The following is a 23,957-nucleotide window of genomic DNA, read 5'->3' as shown; positions in this document are numbered from 1 at the left end:
ATTAAGACTTTGCTGTTGAATTATTTGGTGTTATTATTTACTTAAAACAAAATATCATTTGAGGTTCAACAGTTGCTTTTTCAAATAAACAATACGCTTAGTTTTGTTACCTTTCCTGTAAAATTTTAAAATGCAATCCTCTTCCAATTTCACTATATACAGTGCTTCTGCTGGTTCTGGTAAAACCTTTAAACTTGCGGAACGCTTCCTAACCTTACTCCTTTCATCTCCTAAGAATACAAGTTTTCAAAATATTCTAGCCATTACCTTCACCAACAAAGCAGTTGGAGAAATGAAGACTAGGATTTTGGAATACCTCACTCTTTTTTCAAAAATTGACACGAATTTGGAAGATGACGCCATGTTCAAGTTAATTAAAAAGAATACAAATTTAAACTCGGATCAAATCCAGAAGAAGTCTTATTTCATTTTAAAAGAAATACTGGACAATTACGCGGCTTTCGAAATTTCTACAATAGATGCTTTTACGCATAGGATTATAAGAACATTCGCCAAGGACCTTGGACTTTCTATGAATTTTGATATTGAAATGGATGCCAAGCAGGTTCTGCAGCTAGCTGTAGAGCGAGTGATTGAAAAAGCTGGAAAGGAAGAAGAATTGACAGAGGTCCTAATCGATTTTGCTCTTGAGAAAGTAAATGATGACAAGAGCGGAAACATAAGCCAGGATATCTTTGAAGCTTCGAGCCTTTTGCTAAATGAAAAGGATGAAGTTTATGTGAACTCACTGAAAGATTTCACTCTGAAGGATTTTACTGAATTAAAAAAACAACTGAAAGAAGACATTGAATCCGTTACCAATCAACTAATTTCCATCGGAAATGATTTTTTAAAAGACCTTGAAAGTAAAGGTTTAGAATTTAAGGATTTCAGCAGAAGCTCAATCCCGAAGCATTTTGAAAAACTGAGCAAAGACGATCCAAAAATTGCTTTTGGTTCCAATTGGCAACATAATATTGAAGACGAAGAAACTTACGTTACCAAAAAACAAACGGAAGACAAAAAGCAGCTTGTGTTCTCTTTGAAAAATTTTATAGTTGAGAAATTTAAATTGAGCGAAAAGCTATTCTCTGATAGAAAATTTTTTGGAAAGATCTACCGAAACATTACTCAACTATCGCTACTTGGTGCTGTGAGTAAGGAAATGGAGCTCATCAAAAAAGAAGAAAATATCATGTTGATTTCAGACTTCAACAAGAAAATAAGTGATGAGATAAAAAAGCAACCTGCTCCCTTTATATTCGAACGTCTTGGGGAAAAATTTCAGCATTATTTTATAGATGAATTTCAAGACACCTCTCGCATGCAATGGGAGAATTTGATACCACTCACGGGAAATGCTCTTGCCTCCATGTTTGAGGGAGAAACTCCGGGAAGTGTAACGCTTGTTGGCGATGCAAAACAATCCATCTACGCCTGGCGTGGTGGTGACGCACATCAATTTATTGCTTTATCCGAAGGAAATTCACCGTTCCCCACCAAGCCTGAACTTGAAACCCTGGATACAAACTACAGAAGTAGCAAAGCCGTTGTAGAATTTAATAATCGTTTTTTTGAGCACGTCGGACAACATCTTAATGATGCAAGATTGAAAAATCTTTTCAGCGGAAATAGCTTATTACAAAAGGCAATAAAAACATCAGAAGGCTTCGTTAATCTGAAGTTCATAGAAGCCAGGACCAATGAAGAAAGAAATGAGATTTATCCGCAAGAAGTTTTAAAAATAATCCATGATAAAAAAGAGCAAGGATTCAAACTCAGTGATGTTTGCATCCTGGTAAGAAAGAAAAACGAAGGAATTACCATTGCAGAATATTTGAATCAACATCAAATTCCTATAATTTCCTCAGAAACTTTGCTCATCAATTCTGATAAACAGGTTCGTTTAATTCTAAACCTTTTGAGTATTTTAAATGATGATTTAGATGAAGTTTCAAAAGCAGAAGTTTTAGAAGTCATTACCCAAAGACTTGATTTTTCAGCAGAAAAACAATTCATCTTTTTGAAGGATAAACTCAATAAAAATAAAGAGGTTTTTTGGGAAAGTATCAATGATTTAGGGTATTATATAAATCCAGATTATTTCCATTCCCTGCCATTTTATGATGCTGTAGAATATTTGATTCACAAGCTTGAATTGAACAAAAATGCAAATGCATACTTACAGTTTTTTCTCGACGAGATTTTTGATTTTACAATGAAAACTCAAGGCAGTATTAATGCGTTTTTAAATTACTGGGAGCTTCAGGGAGAGTCCAAGAGTATTATCAGCACCGAAAATGAAAACGCTGTACAGATATTGACAATTCATAAAAGCAAGGGCTTGCAGTTTCCCGTGGTCATTTTTCCTTACGCAAAACAACAGATAGATTACACTTTAAACAGTCATCTTTGGGTGACTCTACCGGAAAAATATAAGCTTCCATTTGCGCTGATAACAAAACCAGGGAAAGATATTGACCATCCTCTTTATTCTGAAAATTATCTTGATCTGATCAATAATTTAGAAATGGAAAACATAAATATTTTCTATGTGGCCCTTACCCGAGCTGCTCAGGAACTTTTTATTATTTCTGAAGATGATAGAATTAAAGGTGGGGGGATAAAGCTTAATACGTTTTCTGGTCTTTTTATGTCCTTTATCAAACAGACAAAAAATTTGGATATTGAATCCAATACTGAATACAACTGGGGTAAACCTTCATCTTCAAAGCAAGAAGTCGATAGAAATGATAATATTCAAAATAAGGAATTAAAATTTCATTCTCCGTCCCAAGACCTGAATCTCAACCTAGTTACAACTGCAGGGAAGTTATGGAACAAAGAGCTTGAAGAAGCTTTAGACAAGGGTAATATAATTCACTCCATTTTATCAAAAATTGAGCGTAAGGAAGATTCTGAGTTTTCAATAAGCAAGCACTTAGAAGACGGTTATATCGGAAGGAATGAAGAAATTTATTACAAAGAGTTAGTGAATTTGATTCTATCTCACGAAGACTTGTCAGAGTATTTTAAGGGCGATTACGAAGTGTGGAATGAGAAAGACATATATTTTCAAAATAAACTCCTAAGGCCAGATCGAGTGAATCTCAAAGGAAAAGATACATTCCTGATAGATTATAAAACAGGAACCCCGCAAAATCAGCATAAACACCAAATCAATGAATATGCTGAAGCTCTAAGTAGTTTAAAATATAATGTTAAGAAGAAGTTGCTGGTATACATAAACAATTCTATTGAAGTAAAGATTGTTTAAATTCGCAAAAAATTGAATTATATGTATTCTAATAAATTACAAAAACAACTCAAAGAAGAACTTCAAAATATTGAAGAAGAAGGACTTTATAAAAAAGAGCGAATTATCACATCTCCACAAGGTTCAGAGATCACTTTGGACTCAGGAGAAAGTGTACTCAATTTCTGTTCTAACAACTATTTAGGACTTTCTTCTCATCCTGAAGTGGTTAAAGCAGCAAAAGACACTTTAGACAGTCACGGATTTGGTATGTCCAGCGTTAGATTCATATGTGGTACTCAAGATATTCACAAAAAGCTTGAGGAAGAAATTGCAAGCTTTTATGGTACTGAAGACACCATACTGTATGCAGCATGTTTTGATGCTAACGGAGGAGTCTTCGAACCACTGCTTACCAAAGAAGATGCGATAATTTCTGACTCCCTTAACCATGCTTCTGTAATCGACGGTGTGAGGTTATGCAAAGCAGCTAGATATAGATATCAAAATGGAGATATGGACGATCTTGAGGCGCAACTTAAAAAAGCCAGAGAAGATGGTGCTAGACACATATTAATTGTTACTGATGGTGTTTTCTCTATGGATGGATTAGTCGCTCCATTAGATGAAATCTGTGATCTTGCCGACACTCATGAGGCTTTAGTCATGATAGATGAATGCCATGCAACAGGATTTATAGGAGAGAAAGGGATTGGCACATTGGAAGAAAAAGGAGTCCTAAACAGAATAGATATTATTACCGGGACTCTTGGTAAAGCACTTGGAGGAGCCATGGGTGGTTACACTACCGGAAAAAAAGAAATAATCGATCTTCTAAGACAAAGGTCAAGACCATATCTATTTTCAAACTCACTTGCACCCTCAATAGTTGGAGCAACCCTGAAAGTGTTTGAAATTATTAAGAAAGATGATACTTTAAGAAAAAAACTTACAGAAAACACAGCATATTTCAAAAAACACATGAAAGAAGCAGGTTTTGACATTATAGACGGGGAATCTGCAATAGTTCCAGTGATGCTTTACGATGCTAAATTATCCCAGGAGATGGCGTCAATGCTACTTAAAGAAGGTGTTTACGTTATCGGGTTCTTTTATCCTGTGGTGCCAAAAGGAAAGGCAAGAATACGTGTTCAATTGTCGGCAGCTCACGATAAAAAGCATCTTGATACTGCTATTGAAGCCTTTGTAAAGGTGGGTAAACACTTAAAAGTTATTGAAAGTTAACGTATTTAGCATTTTTAATTTTACATTTGTTTACCATGAAAGATTTATATTAAACTAAAACTAAAAAAACATGAAAAAATTGAACAAACTTTTTTTGCTTTTTGCACTCACATTGGGAGTTGCAACTACGCAAGCACAAGATGAAAACAACCCTTGGGCTGTAGTTATCGGTACAAACGCAGTAGATTTTTATGCCGCTGGAAATGATAATTCACCAGGAGTGATAGGTAGTGGAGAAATTTTTGATGAATATTTTAATTTGGATGATCACTGGAATTTTCTATCATCGGTTTCTTACCTTGAAGTTAAAAGGTACGTCGGAGATGGATTTTCTGCTAGATTAAGTGGTTCTGTTAACCAAATTGACCAATTAGGTAGTGTTCCTGCTGATGACTTGAGTTTTTATAATTTAGGCGCAGGTGTTGAGTATAATTTCAAGCATTTATTGAATACTCAATTTTTTGACCCTTTCTTAGGTATTGGTGCAGGATATTATTGGCTTGATGATAGTGGCGCATCAACATTTGACACTGGCTTAGGTATTAACTTTTGGTTTAATGACAATATAGCTTTTACAGTTAAATCTACTTATGCTACTGCTTTTGAAGATGACAATTACGATTATTTCCAGCATTCGGCTGGTATTACTATCTCATTTGGTGGTACAGACACTGATGGCGATGGCGTATACGATAAAGATGATGAATGCCCTAACACTCCAGGTTTAGCTGAATTTAATGGTTGTCCAGATTCTGATGGTGATGGTATCGTCGATAAAGATGATGAATGTCCAGATACTGCAGGATTAGCTGAATTTAATGGTTGTCCAGATACAGACGGTGATGGTATTCCAGATCCTAAAGATGAATGTCCTAATGAAGCAGGCACTAAAGCTCTTAATGGATGTCCAGATGCTGACAGCGATGGAGTTGCAGACAAAAATGATGAATGTCCAAATGAGGCAGGTCCAAAAGAAAATAATGGATGTCCTTACCCAGATACAGATGGTGACGGCGTATTAGACAAAGATGATATGTGTCCAGATGTAGCTGGTACTAAAGCAAATAATGGTTGTCCAGAAGTTACTGAAGAAGTTCAGAAAGAATTGAATGAATATGCTAAAACCATCAACTTTGCAACTGGTAAAACAACGATTACTGCAGATTCTGAAGAAGCGTTAGAAGCTATCATTTCAATTTTAGATGAATATCCTAATGCTAAGTTTACAGTAGAAGGACACACTGACAGCGTCGGTAGTGATCAAAATAATAAACGACTATCAGAAGCTAGAGCATTGGCTGTAAAATCATATCTAGTAGAAAATGGCGTAGATGAGTTTAGACTATCATCTGCTGGTTTTGGAGAAGAAAAGCCTGTTGCTAGCAATAATACAAGAGCTGGTAGAGCAGAAAACAGAAGAGTTGAAATTAACTTGAAAAAATAATTAATTTCAAAATATAAGTTTTAAAACACCCCTAGTTGGGGTGTTTTTTTATTTTTAGCCTATGGAAAGTTTTATATCGGAAGTTGTCTCAAGATTCGGGATTGAAAGCCTTCACAGTAGCTACTTTATTTTACCAAGCCGAAGAGCAGCTCAAGCCTTTTCCAAAGAGCTTTTGCAAAATCAAAAGGAAAGTTTTCTATTACCTACAATCAAAAGTATTGAAGAATTTATTGAAGAGGTCTCGGAAGTTAGTCTCATAGATAATTTGGAAACACTATTTCATTTCTATGATATTTATAAAGAAAATACAAATCCTAATAAACAAGAACCTCTTGAGCAAGTATACAACTGGGGACAATCTATTATTCAGGATTTCAATGAAATAGATCGTTATCAAATTAACTCTGAACAATTTTTTGGCAACCTGAAAGCTATTAAAGATCTGGAGCATTGGTCAAACTCAGAAATCAAAACAGAACTAGTAAAGAACTACATCGAGTTCTGGGAAACTTTGCCTAAATATCATAAAGAGTTAAAAGCAAAACTAAAAGCAGAAAACAAAGCTTATCAGGGTATGGCTTATCAAGAGGCCGTATCAAAGATGAAAAGCTTTGTCGATTCTAGCAAAAAACAGTTTTATTTTATCGGATTCAATGCTCTTAACTCTTGTGAGGAAACCATCTTCCAGTATATTTTATCTGAAAAGAGAGGAGAGATATTTTGGGATATTGACACTCATTTATTGAAGACTAACTCCGCAGGAATGTTCATGAGAACATACTCCAAAAACTGGCCGTTTTATTCTTCTAAAGAATTTGAAGCATCGAGTAACAACTTCAGAAATCAAAAAAACATAAGTCTTTATGGTGTCCCAAAGAAAATCGGACAGGCAAAACTTATTGGGGATATTCTATCCAAAATACCTAATCAAGAATTGGGTGAAACAGCCTTAATACTTGGTGACGAGAACTTGCTACAGCCTATCCTTAATTCTTTACCTAAAAACATAAAAGCTGTTAATGTAACGATGGGATTACCATTGGAAACTACAAGCTTTGCTTCTTTTTTTGATGCAATTTTCAGTATAAAAACTTCTAATGAGACTGACTTGCACTATAAGCAAATATTTGAATTGATTGAACATCCGGCGCTTAAGAAATCTTTTAATGAAGATATTCAGTTTATCAAAAAACAATTAAACGAAAACAATACTGTATTTCAGCCTAAAGGAGACTTTTTGAATGATGTAGAAAATCTAAATAGCTCTTTAGCCGAAATACTTAGATTGAGTATAAATAACCAGGATATTTCTGTTGATGAATTTCTTAAGAATTGCCTTGAAGTCATAGAATTGCTTAAACTAAATTTTCTTGAAGAAAAATTATCACTTGAATATTTATTTGGTTTCAAAAAGCTGTTTAATAAGTTAAGAAACTTACTGTCGGAATCTGATTTAATAAATGATTTCAGAATTTTCTATCAAATCTACCTGGATACGCTTTCTTCTGAAACTTTAGACTTTGAAGGATCCCCATACGAAGGGCTTCAAATAATGGGAATGCTGGAGTCGAGGGTTCTCGATTTCAAAAACATCATTATAACTTCGGTCAATGAAGGTGTTTTACCCTCCGGAAAATCACAGAATAGCTTTATCCCTTTTGACTTAAAAAAAGCGTATAAACTTCCTACTTATAGGGAAAAGGACGCTATCTATGCCTATCACTTTTTCAGATTAATACAACGAGCTGACAATTGCCACTTCACCTACAACAACTCTACCTCTGGTATAGAAAAAGCAGAGAAAAGTAGATTTCTCACACAGCTGGAAACCTTTAGTAGGCCAGAACATTCAATAAGAAGTTATGCAGTAGGGTCAAACACAGAAGCAGAAAAATTATCTCTAGAGCATGTAGAAAAGACTCCAGAAATGATGACTCGTCTAAAGTCTTTATTTGTCAGCGGTATTTCTCCTTCTGCTCTAACAACTTATATTAGGAATCCGATTGATTTTTACCACCGGTATGTTTTAGGACTTAAGGAACTGGACGAAATTGAAGAAGACATTTCTTATAAAACCCTAGGCACAGTTATCCATGACTGCCTGGACCTTATGTACAGAAATTACAGAAATAAGGTTTTGACAGAAAATGATGTAGATAAAATGTTAAGTAACTACCCGAAAACGTTAACAATGCTTTTTGAGAAGAAATTTCAGGAGCAAGCCTTGCGACAAGGGAAAAATCTTATAGATTTTGAAATAGCCAAACAACAGATCAAGAGGTTTCTCCTTCAGGAAAAAAAGGACGTGAAGAGAAATAAAATTGAAATTGTAGAGCTAGAAAAAGTTGGCGATAAATACTTAGACATAGATGGAATTGATTTCAAAATCAAGTTGAAAGGAACTGTAGACCGAGTGGATTTATTTAATGACAAAATCAGAATCATTGATTACAAAACAGGAAAAGTAGAAGCAAAACAGCTTAAAATACCTAAAGATTGGGTTGATTTTACTGAAGATTATAAATATTCGAAAGCATTTCAAGTTTTGTTTTATGCTCTTTTGAAAGAAGATAACTTGGATGAGGGTGCTGAAGCTGGAATTGTTTCATTTAAAAATCTTAAGACAGGCTTCATGACATGTACAGATTCAAGTTTGAATTTGAAAGAAATGGTAGCAGAGTTCAAAATTGAATTAGAAACTTTAATTTTGGAAATATTAAATTCAGAAATTCCTTTTACTGAAAAACTTGTTTAGAATAAATAGCTTATGCGCTGGACTTTAATTGAGGATGGAGATCCTTCAAAAATTAGCCACATCCAAGAATCCATTGGAGTTGACCGACCAATTGCTGAGCTTCTGGTAAAAAGAGGTATTGAAACTTTTGACGATGCCAAAAGTTTTTTCAGACCAAGCTTAGAAAACTTACATGACCCTTTTCTCATGAAAGGAATGACTGTAGCCTGTGATTTTATTTTAAAAAAAATGGTTGAAGAGAAACCTATCATGGTTTTTGGAGATTATGATGTAGATGGGACAACCAGCGTCGCCCTACTCACCTCATATTTGAAAAGTCTAGGAGTTAACGTACTAAGTTATATTCCAGATCGATACGATGAAGGCTACGGAGTTTCTTACAAAGGTATTGACTGTGCCAAAGAAAACGGGATAGACTTGATCATTGCCTTAGACTGCGGAATAAAGGCAATTGATAAAGTAAAATATGCCAAAGATCTAGGTGTAGACTTTATCATTTGCGACCACCACAGACCAGGTAATCAAATACCTGATGCCGTTGCTGTTTTGGACCCAAAACAAGACGACTGCAAATATCCATTTGATGAATTATGCGGTTGTGGTGTTGGTTTCAAATTGATGCAAGCCTTGCAGACTAAACTTGAAAAGCCTCAAAAAGAAATTTACAAGTATTTAGATTTAGTAGCAACAGCAATAGGTTCCGATATTGTTCCTATCACTGGTGAAAATAGAATACTAGCCCACTATGGCTTAAAGCTTATCAACTCTAAGAAACGGCCTGCCTTCAAAGCTATTTTAGAAAATGTGAAAAAAAGGGAACTTACAATAACTGATGTCGTGTTTATGATAGGGCCTAGAATAAATGCTGCCGGAAGGATGAAGCATGGTCTTCTGGCGACTGAACTTCTATGTGAAACCAATTACGAGAAAGTTAAAGAGCTCGCAAAAGACATCGAATTGTATAATACTGACAGAAAAGATACAGATAGGTCGATTACAGAGGAAGCTCTCGAAATTATAAAAGAAAAAAAAGAGGAAGATAGGTATACAACAGTCGTGTATCAGTCTCATTGGCATAAAGGAGTGATTGGCATCGTAGCTTCCAGACTTACAGAAACTTACTATAGACCAACTTTGGTCTTTACTAAAAGCGGAGAAAAGCTAGCGGCTTCAGCCAGATCGGTGAAAGGCTTTGATGTTTACAACGCTTTGGAAAGTTCATCTGAATACATTGAGCAGTTTGGAGGGCATAAATATGCGGCAGGCTTAACAATCGAAGAAAAAAACTTTGAAAGTTTTAAGCAAAAATTTGAAGAGGTTGTTAAATCCAGTATTGATCCAGAGTTGCTTATTCCTGAAATTAAATTTGATTCTGAAATAAGTTTTGAAAATATCACATCCAAATTCATAAGAATTTTGAAGCAATTTGCACCTTTTGGACCAAATAACATGAAACCTACTTTTATCTCAAAACATTTGACTTCAACGGGTTTTGTAAAAGCTCTGGGAGAAGATGGACTTCATCTAAAAGCTAATTTAGTTCAGAATAGAGTCATTATATCTGCAATAGGATTTGGTCTTGGAGAGAAAAAATCATTGTTGGACTCAAAAGCAGAAGTAGATATTATATTTACTATTGAAGAAAATGAGTGGAACGGCAATACGAGCTTACAATTGAACCTGAAAGACATCAGAAAGTCATATTAATTTCAATTCCTTAACTTTGATTTAAAATTGAATAATTCTTAATGTTACAAGATATACTTTCTGGAATTCCTCTGGGTTTCTTTTTAGCTTTCATGGTAGGTCCTGCCTTTTTTGTTTTGTTGGAAACTGCTGCCATGAGGGGGTTCAGAGCTGCCTTTGCTTTTGATCTGGGTGTTATTCTAGCAGATATTGTATTCATATTTATAGCCTATTTTAGTACCAATCAATTACTAAGAAGCATAAAAGATGATCCCGCTCTTTTCATTTTTGGAGGGAGTATTCTTACAATTTATGGTGTTATTGCTTACATCAAAGCCAAAAGAGCTACTTATACAAAAGCTGACTTTGAAGTTCAAAAGCTGAAACGCAAAGATGTTTTTGGAATTGTTATAAAAGGTTTTCTGCTGAATTTTATCAACATCGGTGTTTTAGGGTTTTGGTTGGGATTACTTATTATTTTTGGACCTTCATTAGAAATGGATGGATCAAGGCTTATTGTCTTCTTTACTACCATCATTATCACCTATTTAGTAGTAGATATCTTCAAAATTCTTCTGGCAAAAAAGCTAAACAAAAAACTCACTCCCAAACGAATTACTCTTTTTAAAAAAGGAATCAGTTTTTTACTCATCGTATTTGGGATTATTCTAATCTTAAGGGGTGTCATTCCTGAAAAAATTGAGGAAATTGAGAATAATTTTGAAACTTCAGCTCAATCATCTAAGGATAAAAAGTAATTGAATCTTCTATAAATAAAAGGGATCTCTTTTCTAAGTAAATTGAAAAGAAGCAATTATCTTTTTTAAGGTTATACGTATTTCTTGCCAACAAATCTCAGGTATACTTAGGGATTTTACCCACAACCCCTTTAAAGAATTGTTTCAAATAATTTACGTCTTTTTCATAATTGCCTGTAGTATAAAAAGGCTCGAAAATCTTAACGGTTTTGGTGGAATAATCAAAAGCAACGGCGGTAATTGGAACTTTAGATTTATGAGCGATGTAGTAAAACCCACTTTTCCACTCTTTTACTTTTTTCCTTGTTCCTTCCGGGGCTATCGCGAGGCGAAACTCCTCTTTGGAATTGAATAAATTTACAATTTGATCTACTTTATTTTGTTTTGATTTTCGCTCAATAGGTTCTCCACCCATCCATTTAAAATACCAACCTAAAGGCGAGTCAAACAACTCCTTCTTCCCAACATAATTTATACGCACATTAGTTATTTTTCTAGTAAATACACCGACGTAGAAATCATGCCAACTGGTATGAGGAAGGACCATTACCACTGTTTTCAGAATTGTTTTATCAAATTGGCCTTCAATAGACCAACCTAAAAGCGATTGAAAAATAAACTTAGCTAGCTGCATTCTTAATATTATAAATGAGATCGATTAAAGATAAAGTCATAAAAGTAAGACTTGCATGGCTCAGGATTGTATTTTAAAACATTTATTTTAAAGGTTTTGATAAATAGTACACTTAAAGGTATTTAATCATTACTTGCCATCAGAATTAAACTTTTGAAGTTTCAACTCCAACATTAAGAAGCAATGAATGTCAATTCATTTAAGAAATATATGAGTGAGAAGGTCATATGCGATATACTAAGTTCTATCTTTAGAACTACTATTTATGAACGACATGAAAATTATTAATTAAATTGTATATGGCTACGAAGGAAGATAAAGATTGGATGAATATAGCAATAGAACAGGCTAAACAGGGTAAAACGCCTTTTGGTGCTGTGATGGTGAACAATGAGAATGACTATATGGTAGCTCATAATACAACTAAACTTGACGGCGCCACAGCACATGCTGAAATCAATGTTATTCAAAAATTAAATCAATTGACTTATGCCGATTCCAAAAAACTCACGCTTTACTCAACTGTCGAACCCTGTCCTATGTGTATGAGTGCCATTGTTTGGGCAGGAATAGGTCGGGTTGTGTTTGGTGCGACTATCGCCGATGCTGCAAAATACGGTAACCAAATAAGTATCACTTGTAAAGAAGTTGTAGAAAAATCTTGGTACACTATTGATTTAAAAAGCGGTGTGGAAAGGAATAAATGCATAGCCCTTTTTGAAAACAAATTTAGTAGCTAGCTATCTTAAGATATCGAGTCTTCCGAGGCCTATAGTGAACCTCTGCAAATGAGAACAAATACCAATTATCAGTACTACAAATCTCTTTAACCAAATAAAAAACCTGACTTAAAATAGTCAGGTTTTAAATAGAATTCTTTGGAGGTGTCGAGCGGATTCGAACCGCTGTAGATGGTTTTGCAGACCACTGCCTAGCCACTCGGCCACGACACCTTTTAAAGTTGTGTAAATTTATAAAATTATTTCTATCCAAAGCAGCATTATGAAGATAAGATTTAATCTCGTTTTCTAGATAAAGTGATGTTCACATCTTCAACATCTCCGCCTAATGGAGGGTTAAGTTTAGCTACTTTGACTTTTGAAACTTTTACCAGATCCAATTCAGTAAAAATTCTGTCCAAAATTCGTTTAGCCACATGTTCCAAAAGTTTTGAGGGTTGACTCATTTCCTCTTTTACAATCTTATTGAGATGAACATAATCTACAGTATCTCCAAGCTCGTCGGTTTCTGCGGAAAGATCCAAATTAGCATCTACGCTTAAATCGACTCGGTAATCGCTACCAATTTTGGTTTCTTCAGGTAAACAGCCATGATATGCGTAAACGCGAATGTTATTTAAAGTTATTGTATCCAAGAGTATGTGTTTTATGAAGTAAAGGTAAGTTAGAATCAAAAAAATAAAAGAATATTTGAATTAGTTATTCATAAAAATTATTTAAATTTTAACTTTACTGTAACATATGGAAGTGTAACAATTTCAAAAACTATTGGTCTTATGTATAGCAATACTACTATGATGATAGAAATAAAAGATTTACACAAGTCTTACAAAATGGGAAAAAATTCTCTTCATGTCTTAAAGGGAATAAATTTCAATGTAAAAGAAGGCGAATTAGTCGCAATTATGGGGTCTTCTGGCTCTGGTAAGTCTACACTTCTGAATATTCTTGGTATGCTAGATGAAGCTGATGAAGGCTCTTATACCTTAGATGGAGTTCCTATCAAAAACCTTAATGAAAAGCTAGCTGCACAATATAGAAATAAGTTTTTAGGATTTATTTTCCAATCTTTCAATTTGATCAATTATAAGTCTGCACTTGACAATGTTGCTCTACCTCTCTATTATCAGGGTATGAAAAGAGCTGAGCGAATGGAAAGGTCTATGGCTTATCTGGAAAAAGTAGGCTTAGCAAAATGGGCTTCACACAAACCAAACGAACTCTCTGGTGGACAAAAACAAAGAGTAGCTATCGCCAGAGCTTTGGCTAGTGATCCAAAAGTACTTCTTGCCGATGAGCTAACAGGTGCTTTGGACTCTACTACCTCTTATGAGATCATGGATTTGATTCAGCAAATCAACGACGAGGGTAGAACTATATTAGTGGTAACTCACGAAGAAGATATAGCACATATGACCAAACGTATCGTAAACCTAAAAGACGGAGTGATCATTGATGATAAATTTGTAAACCAAGTAAGAGCTATACAAAATGTTTAGTCTAGAACGCTGGCAGGAGATTTTTGAGACCATCTCAAAGAACAAGTTGAGGACCTTCCTCACCGGTTTTTCTGTAGGCTCAGGAATTTTTATACTGGTTATTTTATTGGGCGTAAGCGTTGGGTTTCAAAACGGAATTGAAAATCAATTCCAAGGCGATGCAGAGAACATTATCAATATTTATCCTGGAGAAACTAGTATAGAATATCAGGGATTTAATGAAGGTAGAAGGATACAACTCAAAAATGATGATTTTGACTTGATTACCAAAGGAATTTCAAATGAAATCGAGTTTAGTTCTTCTATGTATCAAATTTTTGCAGGATTGATTACCTATAAAAATGAATCGGGTAGTTACCGTGTTGAAGGCGTTATGCCAGATTACCAATTTCTCGAAAAAGCAGATATCATCGAAGGCCGGTTTATCAACGCTAATGATCTTAAAGTTAGCGAAAAGTATGTCGTCATAGGAAACCGGGTTAAGAAAGATTTATTTAAAAACGGCTCGCCTATCGGCAAACAAATCAAGATTTCAGGATTAAACTTTAAGGTCATTGGAGTGTATACAGATCCTGGAGGTGATAGAGAAGAAGGGCGTGTATACGTCCCTTTGTCTACTGCACAAATTGTGTTTGGAGCTGGAACAGATATCAGGTCTATGGGTTTCACACTTCCAAAAGAGGACAATTATGATTTGGCCTTAAAAGAGTCCTCTGCTTTTGCTGCAAAAATTGAACAATTGCTCAAGAAAAAATTACAAATCGCTCCATTAGATGAAAGCGCCATCAACATTAGTAACAATATAGAAAACACAAAAGAAATTTATCTCCTTATAAGTGCGATGAGAGTCTTCTTTTGGGGGGTAGGAATTGCCACTTTACTAGCAGGAATTATAGGGGTAAGCAATATCATGCTTATTATTGTGAAAGAGCGTACCAAGGAGATAGGAATTAGAAAAGCCTTAGGTGCAGAACCCTTATCCATCGTGGCTATGATATTACACGAGTCCATTTTCGTAACTGCCATTTCTGGATTGCTAGGTCTAATTTTTGGTCTAATCTTACTAGAAGTAGTAGGGCCTTATATTGAATTGGATTTTATTAGAAACCCAAGTGTCAACTTTAATATTGCTGTTTCCACTTTGGTATTATTAATCGCAGCTGGCGCAATAGCTGGTTTCTTCCCCGCTTGGAGAGGAGCCAAAATTAAGCCTATAGATGCTTTAAGAGACGAATAAAATGTTTAGCAGAGATAAATGGAATGAGGTTATTGAGTCGTTGACATCCAACTTGTTTAGAACAATTTTGACGGCTTTTGGTGTTTTTTGGGGAATTTTTATTCTGGTAATTCTTCTGGCTGCAGGAAATGGTTTTGAAAATGGCGTAAAGCAACTCTTCGATGGAATTTCTTCCAACTCCATGTTTATGTGGTCCCAGACCGTTTCCAAATCCTATGATGGTTTGCCTAAAGGTCGACGCTACAATTTCGAATTACAGGATGTTGCCGAAATTAAAAAAGAAGTTAAAGGGTTAAAATACGTTTCTCCTAGAAATCAATTGGGAGGTTTTGGCGGTGATAATAATGTGGTAAGAGGACTTAAAAGCGGAGCCTTCAATGTGTACGGTGATTATCCAGACATACAGTTTCAAGAGCCAATGAAAGTCTTGAGAGGACGCTTCTTAAACCAGAACGATATTGAAGATAAGCGTAAAGTAGCTGTCATTGGGGAAGGCGTCATAAAAGGATTATATGATTTTGATGAAGACCCCATTGGAACCTATATTAAAGTACAAGGGGTCAACTTTATGGTCATCGGGATTTATAAAAAGCGAGGCTTTGGCGGAGGTAATGCTGAAGAAGAGCAAAAGCAGATTTATGTTCCATTTACTGCCTATTCTCAAGCCTTTAACATGGGGCAAACGGTAGGATGGATGGCTATAACAGCAGACGATAACAACTCCATTACAGAGCTTAAAACAGAGGTCTTTGATATCATAAAGAAAAATCATAGCATAGCTCCAGATGATGACCGTGCTATTGGAAATTTTGACCTTTACGAGCAATTTTCAAAAATTTCGGGCCTTTTTATAGCTCTGAATGCTGTCGCTTATTTTGTTGGTATATTGATATTATTTTCCGGAGTAATCGGAATTAGTAACATTATGCTCATCGTCGTAAAAGAACGGACTAATGAAATAGGGGTGCGAAGAGCTTTGGGGGCTACACCCTGGCAAATACGAGGGCAGATCCTTTTTGAGTCAGTCTTCTTAACTATTATCTCAGGAATGGCAGGTATTATTTTTGCAACCGGGATATTGGCGATCATCAATGGTTTATTACCAAAAGATTCTGATATGCCTTTTACTAACCCGAGCGTAGATTTGGTTACCGTCATAATTGCATTATTGATACTAATTGTCTCTGGTCTTTTTGCAGGCTTTATTCCTGCTCAAAATGCTATACGTGTAAAGCCTGTAGACGCTTTAAGAACCGATTAAAAACAACCTTACTAATAGAAATAAAACCATGAAAAAAGTTATTACCATCATTGTATTGCTCCTCATCGTCGTCTTGTTTGGAGGATCCTTATTTTACCTTTATCAGAAAAATCAAGAAAGCCCTGAGGTCTTTAAAACAGAAGAACCTACTACTGAAACCATCGTAAAGAAAACGATGGCCACGGGAACATTAATTCCAAGAGAAGAAGTTGAAGTAAAACCCAATATCTCTGGTGTTGTAGATAAGTTATTCGTTAAGCCCGGAGATAACGTAGAGATTGGCGACATGATCGCACAACTTAAAGTTGTACCAAATATTACCAGCTTAAACTCTGCGAAAAACCAGGTCAGACAATCTAAAATTAACTTGAATAACGAGAAAAAAATATTCGCCAGACAGAAAGAACTCTATGGAAAGGGTGTGATATCTGAGAATGACTTTGATCTAGCTAAAAACGCTTACGATAATGCTTTACAAAATGTAAAGGCTGCTGAAGAAAATCTAGAGATTATTGAAACAGGAACCACTCAAGATGCTGGAAATGCTGCTACTACAGAAATAAAAGCTAGAATTTCTGGAATGATATTGGACGTTCCTATAGAAGTGGGTAACCAGGTGATTGAAGCCAATAACTTCAATGAAGGTACAACTATTGCCATGATTGCGAAGACCGATGATATGATCTTTAAAGGTAAAGTAGACGAATCTGAAGTTGGAAAAATAAAAGAAGGCTTGCCTCTGGAAATAACCGTTGGAGCTATTGAAGATAAAACATTCAATGCTACATTAGATTATATTTCTCCTAAAGGAACCGAAGAAAATGGTGCTGTACAATTTGATATTGAAGGCAGCTTGAAGCTTAATGACAGTATTTTTATAAGAGCAGGACTTAGTGCAAATGCCTCTATCATTTTAGAGAGGTCTCAAGATGTTTTGGCCATTAGCGAATCTCTGGTACAGTTTGAAAAAGAAACCAAAGAGCCGTTCGTAGAAATAGAAATTGGAGATCAAAAATTCGAGAAAAGAATGGTGGAATTAGGGCTAAGCGACGGTATAAACGTAGAAGTAAAGTCAGGTGTGAGCAAAGGAGATAAAATCAAAGTTTGGAATAGAGTCGAAGCACCTGTTGCCGATAATCCTAGAAGAAGATAATTTAAGATAACAAATATGAAATTTACCCTATACATATTTAGCTGCTTATTCTTTTCAGCTATCCTAACTGTAACAGCTCAAGACACACCAGCCCGATGGACTTTGGAAGCTTGTGTGAGCTACGCCATGGATAATAATATATCCATTAAGCAGTCTATGCTCGATCAAGAAAGTGCTGACATTAGTGAGAGTGAAGCCATTGGAAATTACTTACCTTCGCTCAATGCAAACGCAAGTAATAGCTGGAACTCGGGTTTAACACAGAATGTAACCACAGGAGTTCTAGAAAACCAAGTAGTTAGAAACTTTTCTCTTAATGCAACAGCGGGGGTAACCCTTTTTGACGGACTCAGGAATCTTAAAACTTTTCAACGAGCCAAGCTAGAGCAATTGGCAAGCCAATATTCACTCCAAATGATGAAAGACGATATTGCTTTATTTGTGGCTAATGCGTATTTGGAAATTCTGGTCAATAAACAACAGCTAGAGCTTTTAGTAGAACAAAATGAAGTGACCAAAGAACAGTTAGAATTAACACAAAAAACTGTTGAAGTCGGAACTGCACCTGAAGGAGATTTGCTTGAAATTCAAGCTACCAATGCGGACGAACAACAACAAATTATTGTTGCAGAAAATAATTTAAGAATTTCTAAAATAAGTCTTGCTCAAACACTACTCATTAAAGATTATCAAAATTTTGACATTGCTGACGATGAGTACGATGTTCCTGTTACCGACATTATGTCTAAAACACCTGAAGAAATTATAGAAAAGTCAAAGCAAGAACGTTATGAAGTTCAAGTTGCGAAACAGCAGGTAGAACTAGCTGGAAAAGATGTAGAAATTACTAGAAGTGAATTTTACCCTTCATTAAATGGTTTCGTCAACTACAACACACGTGAAACAGACAGAGCTAGAGGAGCAGGTCTTGGTCCATTAGGCTTTGTCGAACAGCTGTGGAGAAATGATGGTTTGGCTTACGGTGTACAGCTCAACATCCCTATCTTTAATGGGTTTGCAACAAGAAACTCAGTCAAGAGGGCTGAAGTCAATGTAAAACGTGCTGAATTTCAATTGGAACAAGCTGAGCTTGATTTAGAAGCAAATGTATATCAAGCATATGTAGATGCTCAAGGAGCTTCTAAATCATATGAAGCTGCACAAAAGGCTGTAGAGTCTCAGCAGCTAGCCTTTGAATATGCTCAGGAACGTTTTAACGTGGGTGTTTCTAATGCTTTTGAGTTGAGTCAGTCTAAATTTAGATTGACCAATGCTGAGAACCGATTAATCAATGCTAAATATGACTTCATATTCAATATAAAAGTCTTAGAATTGTTTTTTGGTATAAGAGTCGTTGAATACTAAAACTAGTTACTTTGAGTATTATACTTTGTTTAGAAACCTCCACCACCAATTGCTCAGTGAGTATTGGTGATGGAGATTTTATTATAGCCCATAAAGAAATAAACAGCAAAAATTTCTCACATTCTGAACAGCTACACAGCTTTATTGACGAACTTTTGAAGCAAGAAAGTTTAATTCCTAAAGACCTAGATGCTATTTCCGTCAGTAAAGGACCAGGTTCCTATACAGGACTTAGAATTGGTGTTTCTGCAGCTAAAGGATTAGCCTATGCTTTAGATATTCCTCTAATTTCAGTCTCTACCTTACTTTGTTTAGCTAAGCAAGTGAATATAAATGAAGGGTTAATTGTGCCTATGTTGGATGCCAGAAGAATGGAAGTCTATTCTGAAGTTTTTGATGCAAACTACAATTCCAAAAGAGAAATCAAAGCTGAAATTCTGGATGAAAGTTCTTTTAAAACAGAACTAAATCAAGGACAAGTTCATTTTATAGGAACTGGCGTAGAGAAATTTAATGCCATCTGCAATCATCCAAACGCGATTTTTCACAATAAAAAACTCCCGTCTGCTAAAGAACAATTCTTTATAGCAAAACGGAAGTTTGAAGATAATGACTTTGAAGATGTGGCTTATTTTGAGCCTTTTTACCTCAAAGATTTTGTGAGTAATTGAACTCTTACTTTTCTTTACTCATATCGTATAAATGCACATCTCGTTGTGGAAATGGAAAAGATACACCTGCATCTTCCAGTTCTGTTTTAAGCTTTTCAATAGTATCGAAATGTAATCCCCAATAGTCGGCTTGATTAGCCCAGAATCGTAAGGAAAGATCAACCGAGTTGTCACCTAATCCTCCTACAAAAACTACTGGAGCTGGATCTTTTAAAGTACGTTCGTCAGAATTAACAATTTTAAGTAAGACCTCTCTTGACTTTTTTATATCACTGTCGTAAGATATCCCTACAGTCATCACGTTTCTTCGAGTAGGTTCATAGGAGTAATTGGTCACCTTATTGTTACTTAATTGCCCATTGGGTATAACGATACGTTGATTGTTGGGTGTGGTTAAAATGGTGTAAAAGATACTGATTTCTGTAACGGACCCAGATTCTCCTTGAGCTTCAATAAAGTCACCAACTCTATAGGGCTTTAAAATAATGATCAATACCCCTCCGGCAAAATTAGAGAGTGACCCTTGTAATGCCAAACCTATAGCTAAACCAGCAGCTGCCAAAATAGCGGCAAAAGATGTGGTTTCTACTCCAAGCTTTGTAATGATTACGATAAAAAGTAAAATTTTAAGCACTACCCCTAGAATACTTAATGCAAATCCTCTTACGCCAGGATCCACTTCACGTTTCTCCATTACTTTTCTCAATCGTCCTATAATCAATTTAATGACCCATAGCCCAAGAATAAGAATAACTAAAGCAGCTATGATGCTTGGCAAATAAGAAATAACCTTATCTAAAAAAACACTGACTAGTTCGCCAATGCCATTCATTGAAATATCTTCCATAGTTTAAAATTTAATTATTAATTAACAAATATATAATATTAATTTATTGATGTTCCATTATCAACGAAATTATCATTATCAGGGTTTAGGAAAGTCAGCTTACCTTCGGCATCTTCTGTCATTAAAATCATGCCTTCACTTAAGGTCCCTTTCAGTTTAATTGGTTTAAGGTTCACAACTACACTCACTCTTCTTCCTATCAATTCTTCAGCTTTGTAATGTTCTGCAATTCCAGAAACGATAGTTCTCTCGTCTAGCCCTGTATCGACTTTCAAAACCATTAGTTTTTTTGTTTTAGGCTTTTTCTCTGCAGCTATAATCGTTCCGACCCTTATATCGAGCTTTGAGAAATCTTCAAACGTAGCTTCATCCTTTTGTGGTTCTACTTTAGATCCTTCTTCGGAATTAGACACCTTGGAAGCTTCCAGCTTGTCGACTTGTTTTTGAATTTCTTCATCTTCAATTTTGCTGAATAAAAATTCAGCTAAATGAATTTGATGGCCTGAAGGGATTAGCTCGTCTAATTTTGAAATATCCATCCATGTTATAACATGCGTAGAGGATTCAAAATTAAGCATCTTCTTAAGTTTTCCAGCCGTAAAAGGTAAGAATGGCTCACTGATAACAGCTAAGGCACTTGCTACTTGCAGTGCCACATACATTATTGTCGCAGTACGTTCTGGATCGGTTTTCTGAAGTTTCCACGGTTCTTCATCTGCCAGGTATTTATTACCCAATCGGGCTAAATTCATCATCACGCCCTGCGCTTCACGGAAGCGGTATTTTTCAATAGAATCTGCAATGCTTTGCGGAAAAGTTTTAATATCTGCGAGGACTTTCAAATCTGTCTCTGTGAAGTTTGATGCTTGAGGCACTATACCTTCGTAATACTTATTAGATAACACCACCACTCTGTTGATAAAGTTACCGTAAATAGCTACTAATTCAGAGTTGTTTCTGGTTTGGAAATCTTTCCAAGTAAAATCATTATCCTTGGTTTCAGGAGCATTGGCAGTAAGGACATACCTCAGCACATCTTCTTTTCCTGGAAAATCTTCTAAATATTCATGTAACCAAACCGCCCAGTTTTTGGAAGTAGAAAGTTTTCTGCCTTCTAAGTTTAAAAATTCATTAGCGGGTACATTGTCTGGTAAGATATAGCTGCCTTCAGCTTTAAGCATCACCGGAAAGATGATACAGTGAAATACAATGTTATCTTTTCCAATGAAATGAACCAACTTGGTCTCTTTATCTTTCCAATACGGCTCCCATTCTTTACCTTCACGATCTGCCCATTCCTTGGTTGAAGAGATATAGCCTATTGGCGCATCAAACCAGACGTAAAGAACTTTACCGTCACCTCCTTCTACAGGAACAGGAATTCCCCAATCCAGATCTCTGGTGACCGCTCTGGCACGGAGGCCCTCGTCGATCCATGATTTGCACTGGCCATAGACGTTGGACTTCCAGTCTTTTTTATGGTCTTTGAGAATCCAATCTTTCAAAAAACCGTCGTATCTATCCAGAGGTAAAAACCAGTGTTTAGTAGATTTTAAAGTAGGAACATCTCCTGTGATTGCTGATTTTGGATTAATCAGGTCGGTTGCATTAAGGGAAGACCCACACTTTTCGCATTGATCCCCATAAGCTTCTTCATTTCCACATTTAGGACAGGTTCCTGTCACAAAACGATCTGCTAAAAACTGGTTGGCTTTTGCATCATAAAGCTGCTCGGTAGTTTCTTCAATGAATTTGTCATTGTCGTACATATTTTGAAAAAACTCTGTTGCCGTCTCATGATGCACTTGTGCAGAAGTCCTGGAATAGTTATCGAACTGAATCCCAAACTCCTGAAAGGATTGCTTGATGATCGCATGGTATTTGTCGACCACGTCTTGCGGGCTCACACCTTCTTTTTTAGCCTTAATGGTTATAGGCACGCCATGTTCGTCGCTACCGCAAACAAAGACTACATCTTCTCCTTTCAGCTTAAGGTAGCGGGTATAGATATCTGCGGGAACGTAAACGCCTGCTAAATGGCCGATGTGAATGGGTCCATTGGTATAAGGCAGTGCTGCCGTAATGGTATAACGTTTTGGATTTTTCATAGACTAAAATTCTTGGACACAAATGTAATAAACGCTAGTTTATATAAAGACAAAGGATATCGTATAATATCTATTCAGAAAAACTTTAAATTTTCTTTATATATATATATATATTTGAGCCTAACTAAAATATCTCTTATGAAACTTACCCTAAAAACAATGCTTTTTGCATTCATATGTACCCTTACCCTATCCTGTAGTAGTAATGATGACCAACCTGCTCCTGAACAAGATCAAAATGTTCTTAAGATAGGTAATCAGGAATTCGAACTCAAAACTGGGCTTTACCAAACCTCTGAAATTCAAAATGGTCGTTTTGCCTTTGGCGTCATTTTATACGATACTGAGGTCTCCATTGAAAATGGTGAACCCATCCCAGAAGATGAAATATTCACTGGGATTGCATTTCAATTAAACATCGACAATAGCGACAAGCCTGAACTAGGCGAATACCTTTTTACGGGAGAAGAAAATCCTGGAGTTAATGCTATTACTGAAGCGTTTACGATCTCAGGAAATGCTGAAACCGCATCAGGTGAACTTGTTGAAATTGAAGTGGCCAGACTTCAGGTCATTGAAAATGAAGGAGCATATGAATTTGAAATGACGGCCATAGATGAAGAAGACAACGAAATTGAAGTTAGATTTCAAGGTGAATTAGAACTCATACCTAATTAAATCATGATGAAACTATTTTCTATTTTACCATTGCTCCTTTTCTTTAGCTTACAAGTTTCCGCTCAAAATCAAAACGACACGTCTAAAATAAGTATTGAAAAATCGATTTATGGCATCCAAGCCGGATTTTTGGGTACCTGGCTGTATAACGAAAGTCGCCTCTCTAATGAATTTGCTTTACGAAGTCAGGTGGGTTTTGACTTTAGAATTGAAGGCTTTAGAGAGTTTGAATCGTTTGGACCTAATGATGATTTTTATGGTATTCTCCATATAAGCCTTGAACCCAGATGGTATTATAATTTGGAGAAAAGACTTAAAAAAGGGAAAACTATTGAAAGGAATAGTGGAAACTTTATAGCACTTTTAGCGTCTGCAAATCTTGAAGGTGTTTCATTTACCTCAAACGATAGAATTGAAAGTCTTGATCAGATAAGGTTGGTGCCTAAATGGGGAATTCGACGAAGTTTAGGTAAGCACATTTCTTATGAAGCGGGATTTGGCTTTGGATATGCTTTCTTTTTAAATAATACAGAACGAACTGGATTTTTCCCATTTAGAGATGAACGGAGTGGCGATTTCACCGTTGACCTTCACTTAAGAATTGGGTTGGATTTATAGGA

General features: G+C 35.8%; 19 protein-coding genes and 1 tRNA gene. 15 read left to right on the top strand and 5 right to left on the bottom strand.

What is annotated here, in order from left to right:
• Positions 1-130: 130 nt before the first annotated feature.
• From LB449_RS00660 to LB449_RS00635, 6 genes are all read left to right on the top strand, one after another.
• Positions 131-3,277, top strand: a complete 3,147-nt coding sequence (locus tag LB449_RS00660) for a UvrD-helicase domain-containing protein (RefSeq protein WP_224453146.1) — start codon at positions 131-133, stop codon at positions 3,275-3,277.
• Positions 3,278-3,298: 21 nt separating this feature from the next.
• Positions 3,299-4,501: a glycine C-acetyltransferase gene (kbl, locus tag LB449_RS00655; RefSeq protein WP_224453145.1), complete on the top strand. Its 1,203-nt coding sequence runs from the start codon at positions 3,299-3,301 to the stop codon at positions 4,499-4,501.
• Positions 4,502-4,571: 70 nt separating this feature from the next.
• Complete coding sequence (locus tag LB449_RS00650; protein ID WP_224453144.1) at positions 4,572-5,945, top strand: OmpA family protein; 1,374 nt, start codon at positions 4,572-4,574, stop codon at positions 5,943-5,945.
• Between the two features lie 61 nt (positions 5,946-6,006).
• The gene (locus tag LB449_RS00645) at positions 6,007-8,700 is read left to right on the top strand and encodes a PD-(D/E)XK nuclease family protein (protein ID WP_224453143.1); all 2,694 of its coding nucleotides are present in this window, start codon (positions 6,007-6,009) and stop codon (positions 8,698-8,700) included.
• A gap of 12 nt (positions 8,701-8,712) precedes the next feature.
• The gene (gene recJ / locus LB449_RS00640; protein ID WP_224453142.1) at positions 8,713-10,407 is read left to right on the top strand and encodes a single-stranded-DNA-specific exonuclease RecJ; all 1,695 of its coding nucleotides are present in this window, start codon (positions 8,713-8,715) and stop codon (positions 10,405-10,407) included.
• A 41-nt stretch (positions 10,408-10,448) separates the two neighbouring features.
• Positions 10,449-11,144, top strand: a complete 696-nt coding sequence (locus tag LB449_RS00635) for a LysE family translocator (protein ID WP_224453141.1) — start codon at positions 10,449-10,451, stop codon at positions 11,142-11,144.
• Between the two features lie 97 nt (positions 11,145-11,241).
• On the opposite strand, the gene LB449_RS00630 is transcribed toward LB449_RS00635, so the two are convergent.
• Positions 11,242-11,778: a 1-acyl-sn-glycerol-3-phosphate acyltransferase gene (locus LB449_RS00630; RefSeq protein ID WP_224453140.1), complete on the bottom strand. Its 537-nt coding sequence runs from the start codon at positions 11,776-11,778 to the stop codon at positions 11,242-11,244.
• A 299-nt stretch (positions 11,779-12,077) separates the two neighbouring features.
• On the opposite strand from LB449_RS00630, the gene LB449_RS00625 reads away from it, so the two are divergent.
• Complete coding sequence (locus LB449_RS00625; protein ID WP_224453139.1) at positions 12,078-12,518, top strand: nucleoside deaminase; 441 nt, start codon at positions 12,078-12,080, stop codon at positions 12,516-12,518.
• Positions 12,519-12,657: 139 nt separating this feature from the next.
• Here the strand turns inward: LB449_RS00625 and LB449_RS00620 are convergent.
• Together LB449_RS00620 and folB are read right to left on the bottom strand one after the other, a co-directional pair.
• Positions 12,658-12,731: transfer RNA gene (locus LB449_RS00620), tRNA-Cys, on the bottom strand.
• Positions 12,732-12,793: 62 nt separating this feature from the next.
• Positions 12,794-13,153: a dihydroneopterin aldolase gene (folB, locus tag LB449_RS00615; protein ID WP_224453138.1), complete on the bottom strand. Its 360-nt coding sequence runs from the start codon at positions 13,151-13,153 to the stop codon at positions 12,794-12,796.
• Between the two features lie 162 nt (positions 13,154-13,315).
• Between folB and LB449_RS00610 the strand changes: the two genes are divergently transcribed.
• Genes LB449_RS00610 through tsaB form a run of 6 tightly spaced genes read left to right on the top strand, consistent with a single transcriptional unit; the run spans position 13,316 to position 19,704 of the window.
• Positions 13,316-14,017, top strand: coding sequence for an ABC transporter ATP-binding protein (locus tag LB449_RS00610; protein ID WP_224454415.1), 702 nt, complete (start codon positions 13,316-13,318; stop codon positions 14,015-14,017).
• Positions 14,010-15,254, top strand: a complete 1,245-nt coding sequence (locus tag LB449_RS00605) for an ABC transporter permease (RefSeq protein ID WP_224453137.1) — start codon at positions 14,010-14,012, stop codon at positions 15,252-15,254. Before LB449_RS00610 ends, LB449_RS00605 begins: the two co-directional genes overlap by 8 nt.
• A gap of 1 nt (position 15,255) precedes the next feature.
• Positions 15,256-16,515 (top strand): ABC transporter permease, encoded by a 1,260-nt coding sequence (locus LB449_RS00600; RefSeq protein WP_224453136.1) that lies wholly within the window; start codon positions 15,256-15,258, stop codon positions 16,513-16,515.
• 28 nt (positions 16,516-16,543) lie between these two features.
• The gene (locus tag LB449_RS00595; RefSeq protein ID WP_224453135.1) at positions 16,544-17,668 is read left to right on the top strand and encodes an efflux RND transporter periplasmic adaptor subunit; all 1,125 of its coding nucleotides are present in this window, start codon (positions 16,544-16,546) and stop codon (positions 17,666-17,668) included.
• Positions 17,669-17,683: 15 nt separating this feature from the next.
• Complete coding sequence (locus LB449_RS00590) at positions 17,684-19,033, top strand: TolC family protein (RefSeq protein WP_224453134.1); 1,350 nt, start codon at positions 17,684-17,686, stop codon at positions 19,031-19,033.
• 11 nt (positions 19,034-19,044) lie between these two features.
• A complete protein-coding gene (gene tsaB / locus LB449_RS00585; RefSeq protein WP_224453133.1) occupies positions 19,045-19,704 on the top strand; it encodes a tRNA (adenosine(37)-N6)-threonylcarbamoyltransferase complex dimerization subunit type 1 TsaB in 660 nt (219 codons plus the stop codon).
• Between the two features lie 4 nt (positions 19,705-19,708).
• On the opposite strand, the gene LB449_RS00580 is transcribed toward tsaB, so the two are convergent.
• Positions 19,709-20,551 (bottom strand): mechanosensitive ion channel family protein, encoded by an 843-nt coding sequence (locus tag LB449_RS00580; protein WP_224453132.1) that lies wholly within the window; start codon positions 20,549-20,551, stop codon positions 19,709-19,711.
• Between the two features lie 38 nt (positions 20,552-20,589).
• Positions 20,590-22,659, bottom strand: a complete 2,070-nt coding sequence (metG, locus tag LB449_RS00575; protein ID WP_224453131.1) for a methionine--tRNA ligase — start codon at positions 22,657-22,659, stop codon at positions 20,590-20,592.
• Positions 22,660-22,797: 138 nt separating this feature from the next.
• Here metG and LB449_RS00570 point away from each other — a divergent pair, with 138 nt between their 5' ends.
• Together LB449_RS00570 and LB449_RS00565 are read left to right on the top strand one after the other, a co-directional pair.
• Entirely contained in the window at positions 22,798-23,337 is a 540-nt protein-coding gene (locus LB449_RS00570; protein ID WP_224453130.1) for a hypothetical protein, read from the top strand.
• A gap of 3 nt (positions 23,338-23,340) precedes the next feature.
• Positions 23,341-23,955, top strand: a complete 615-nt coding sequence (locus tag LB449_RS00565) for a hypothetical protein (RefSeq protein ID WP_224453129.1) — start codon at positions 23,341-23,343, stop codon at positions 23,953-23,955.
• The last annotated feature ends 2 nt before the right edge of the window (positions 23,956-23,957 follow it).

This window comes from Psychroflexus lacisalsi (assembly GCF_020164495.1).
GTDB classification, from domain to species: domain Bacteria; phylum Bacteroidota; class Bacteroidia; order Flavobacteriales; family Flavobacteriaceae; genus Psychroflexus; species Psychroflexus lacisalsi.
This window is presented reverse-complemented; position numbering and strand designations above follow the sequence as displayed.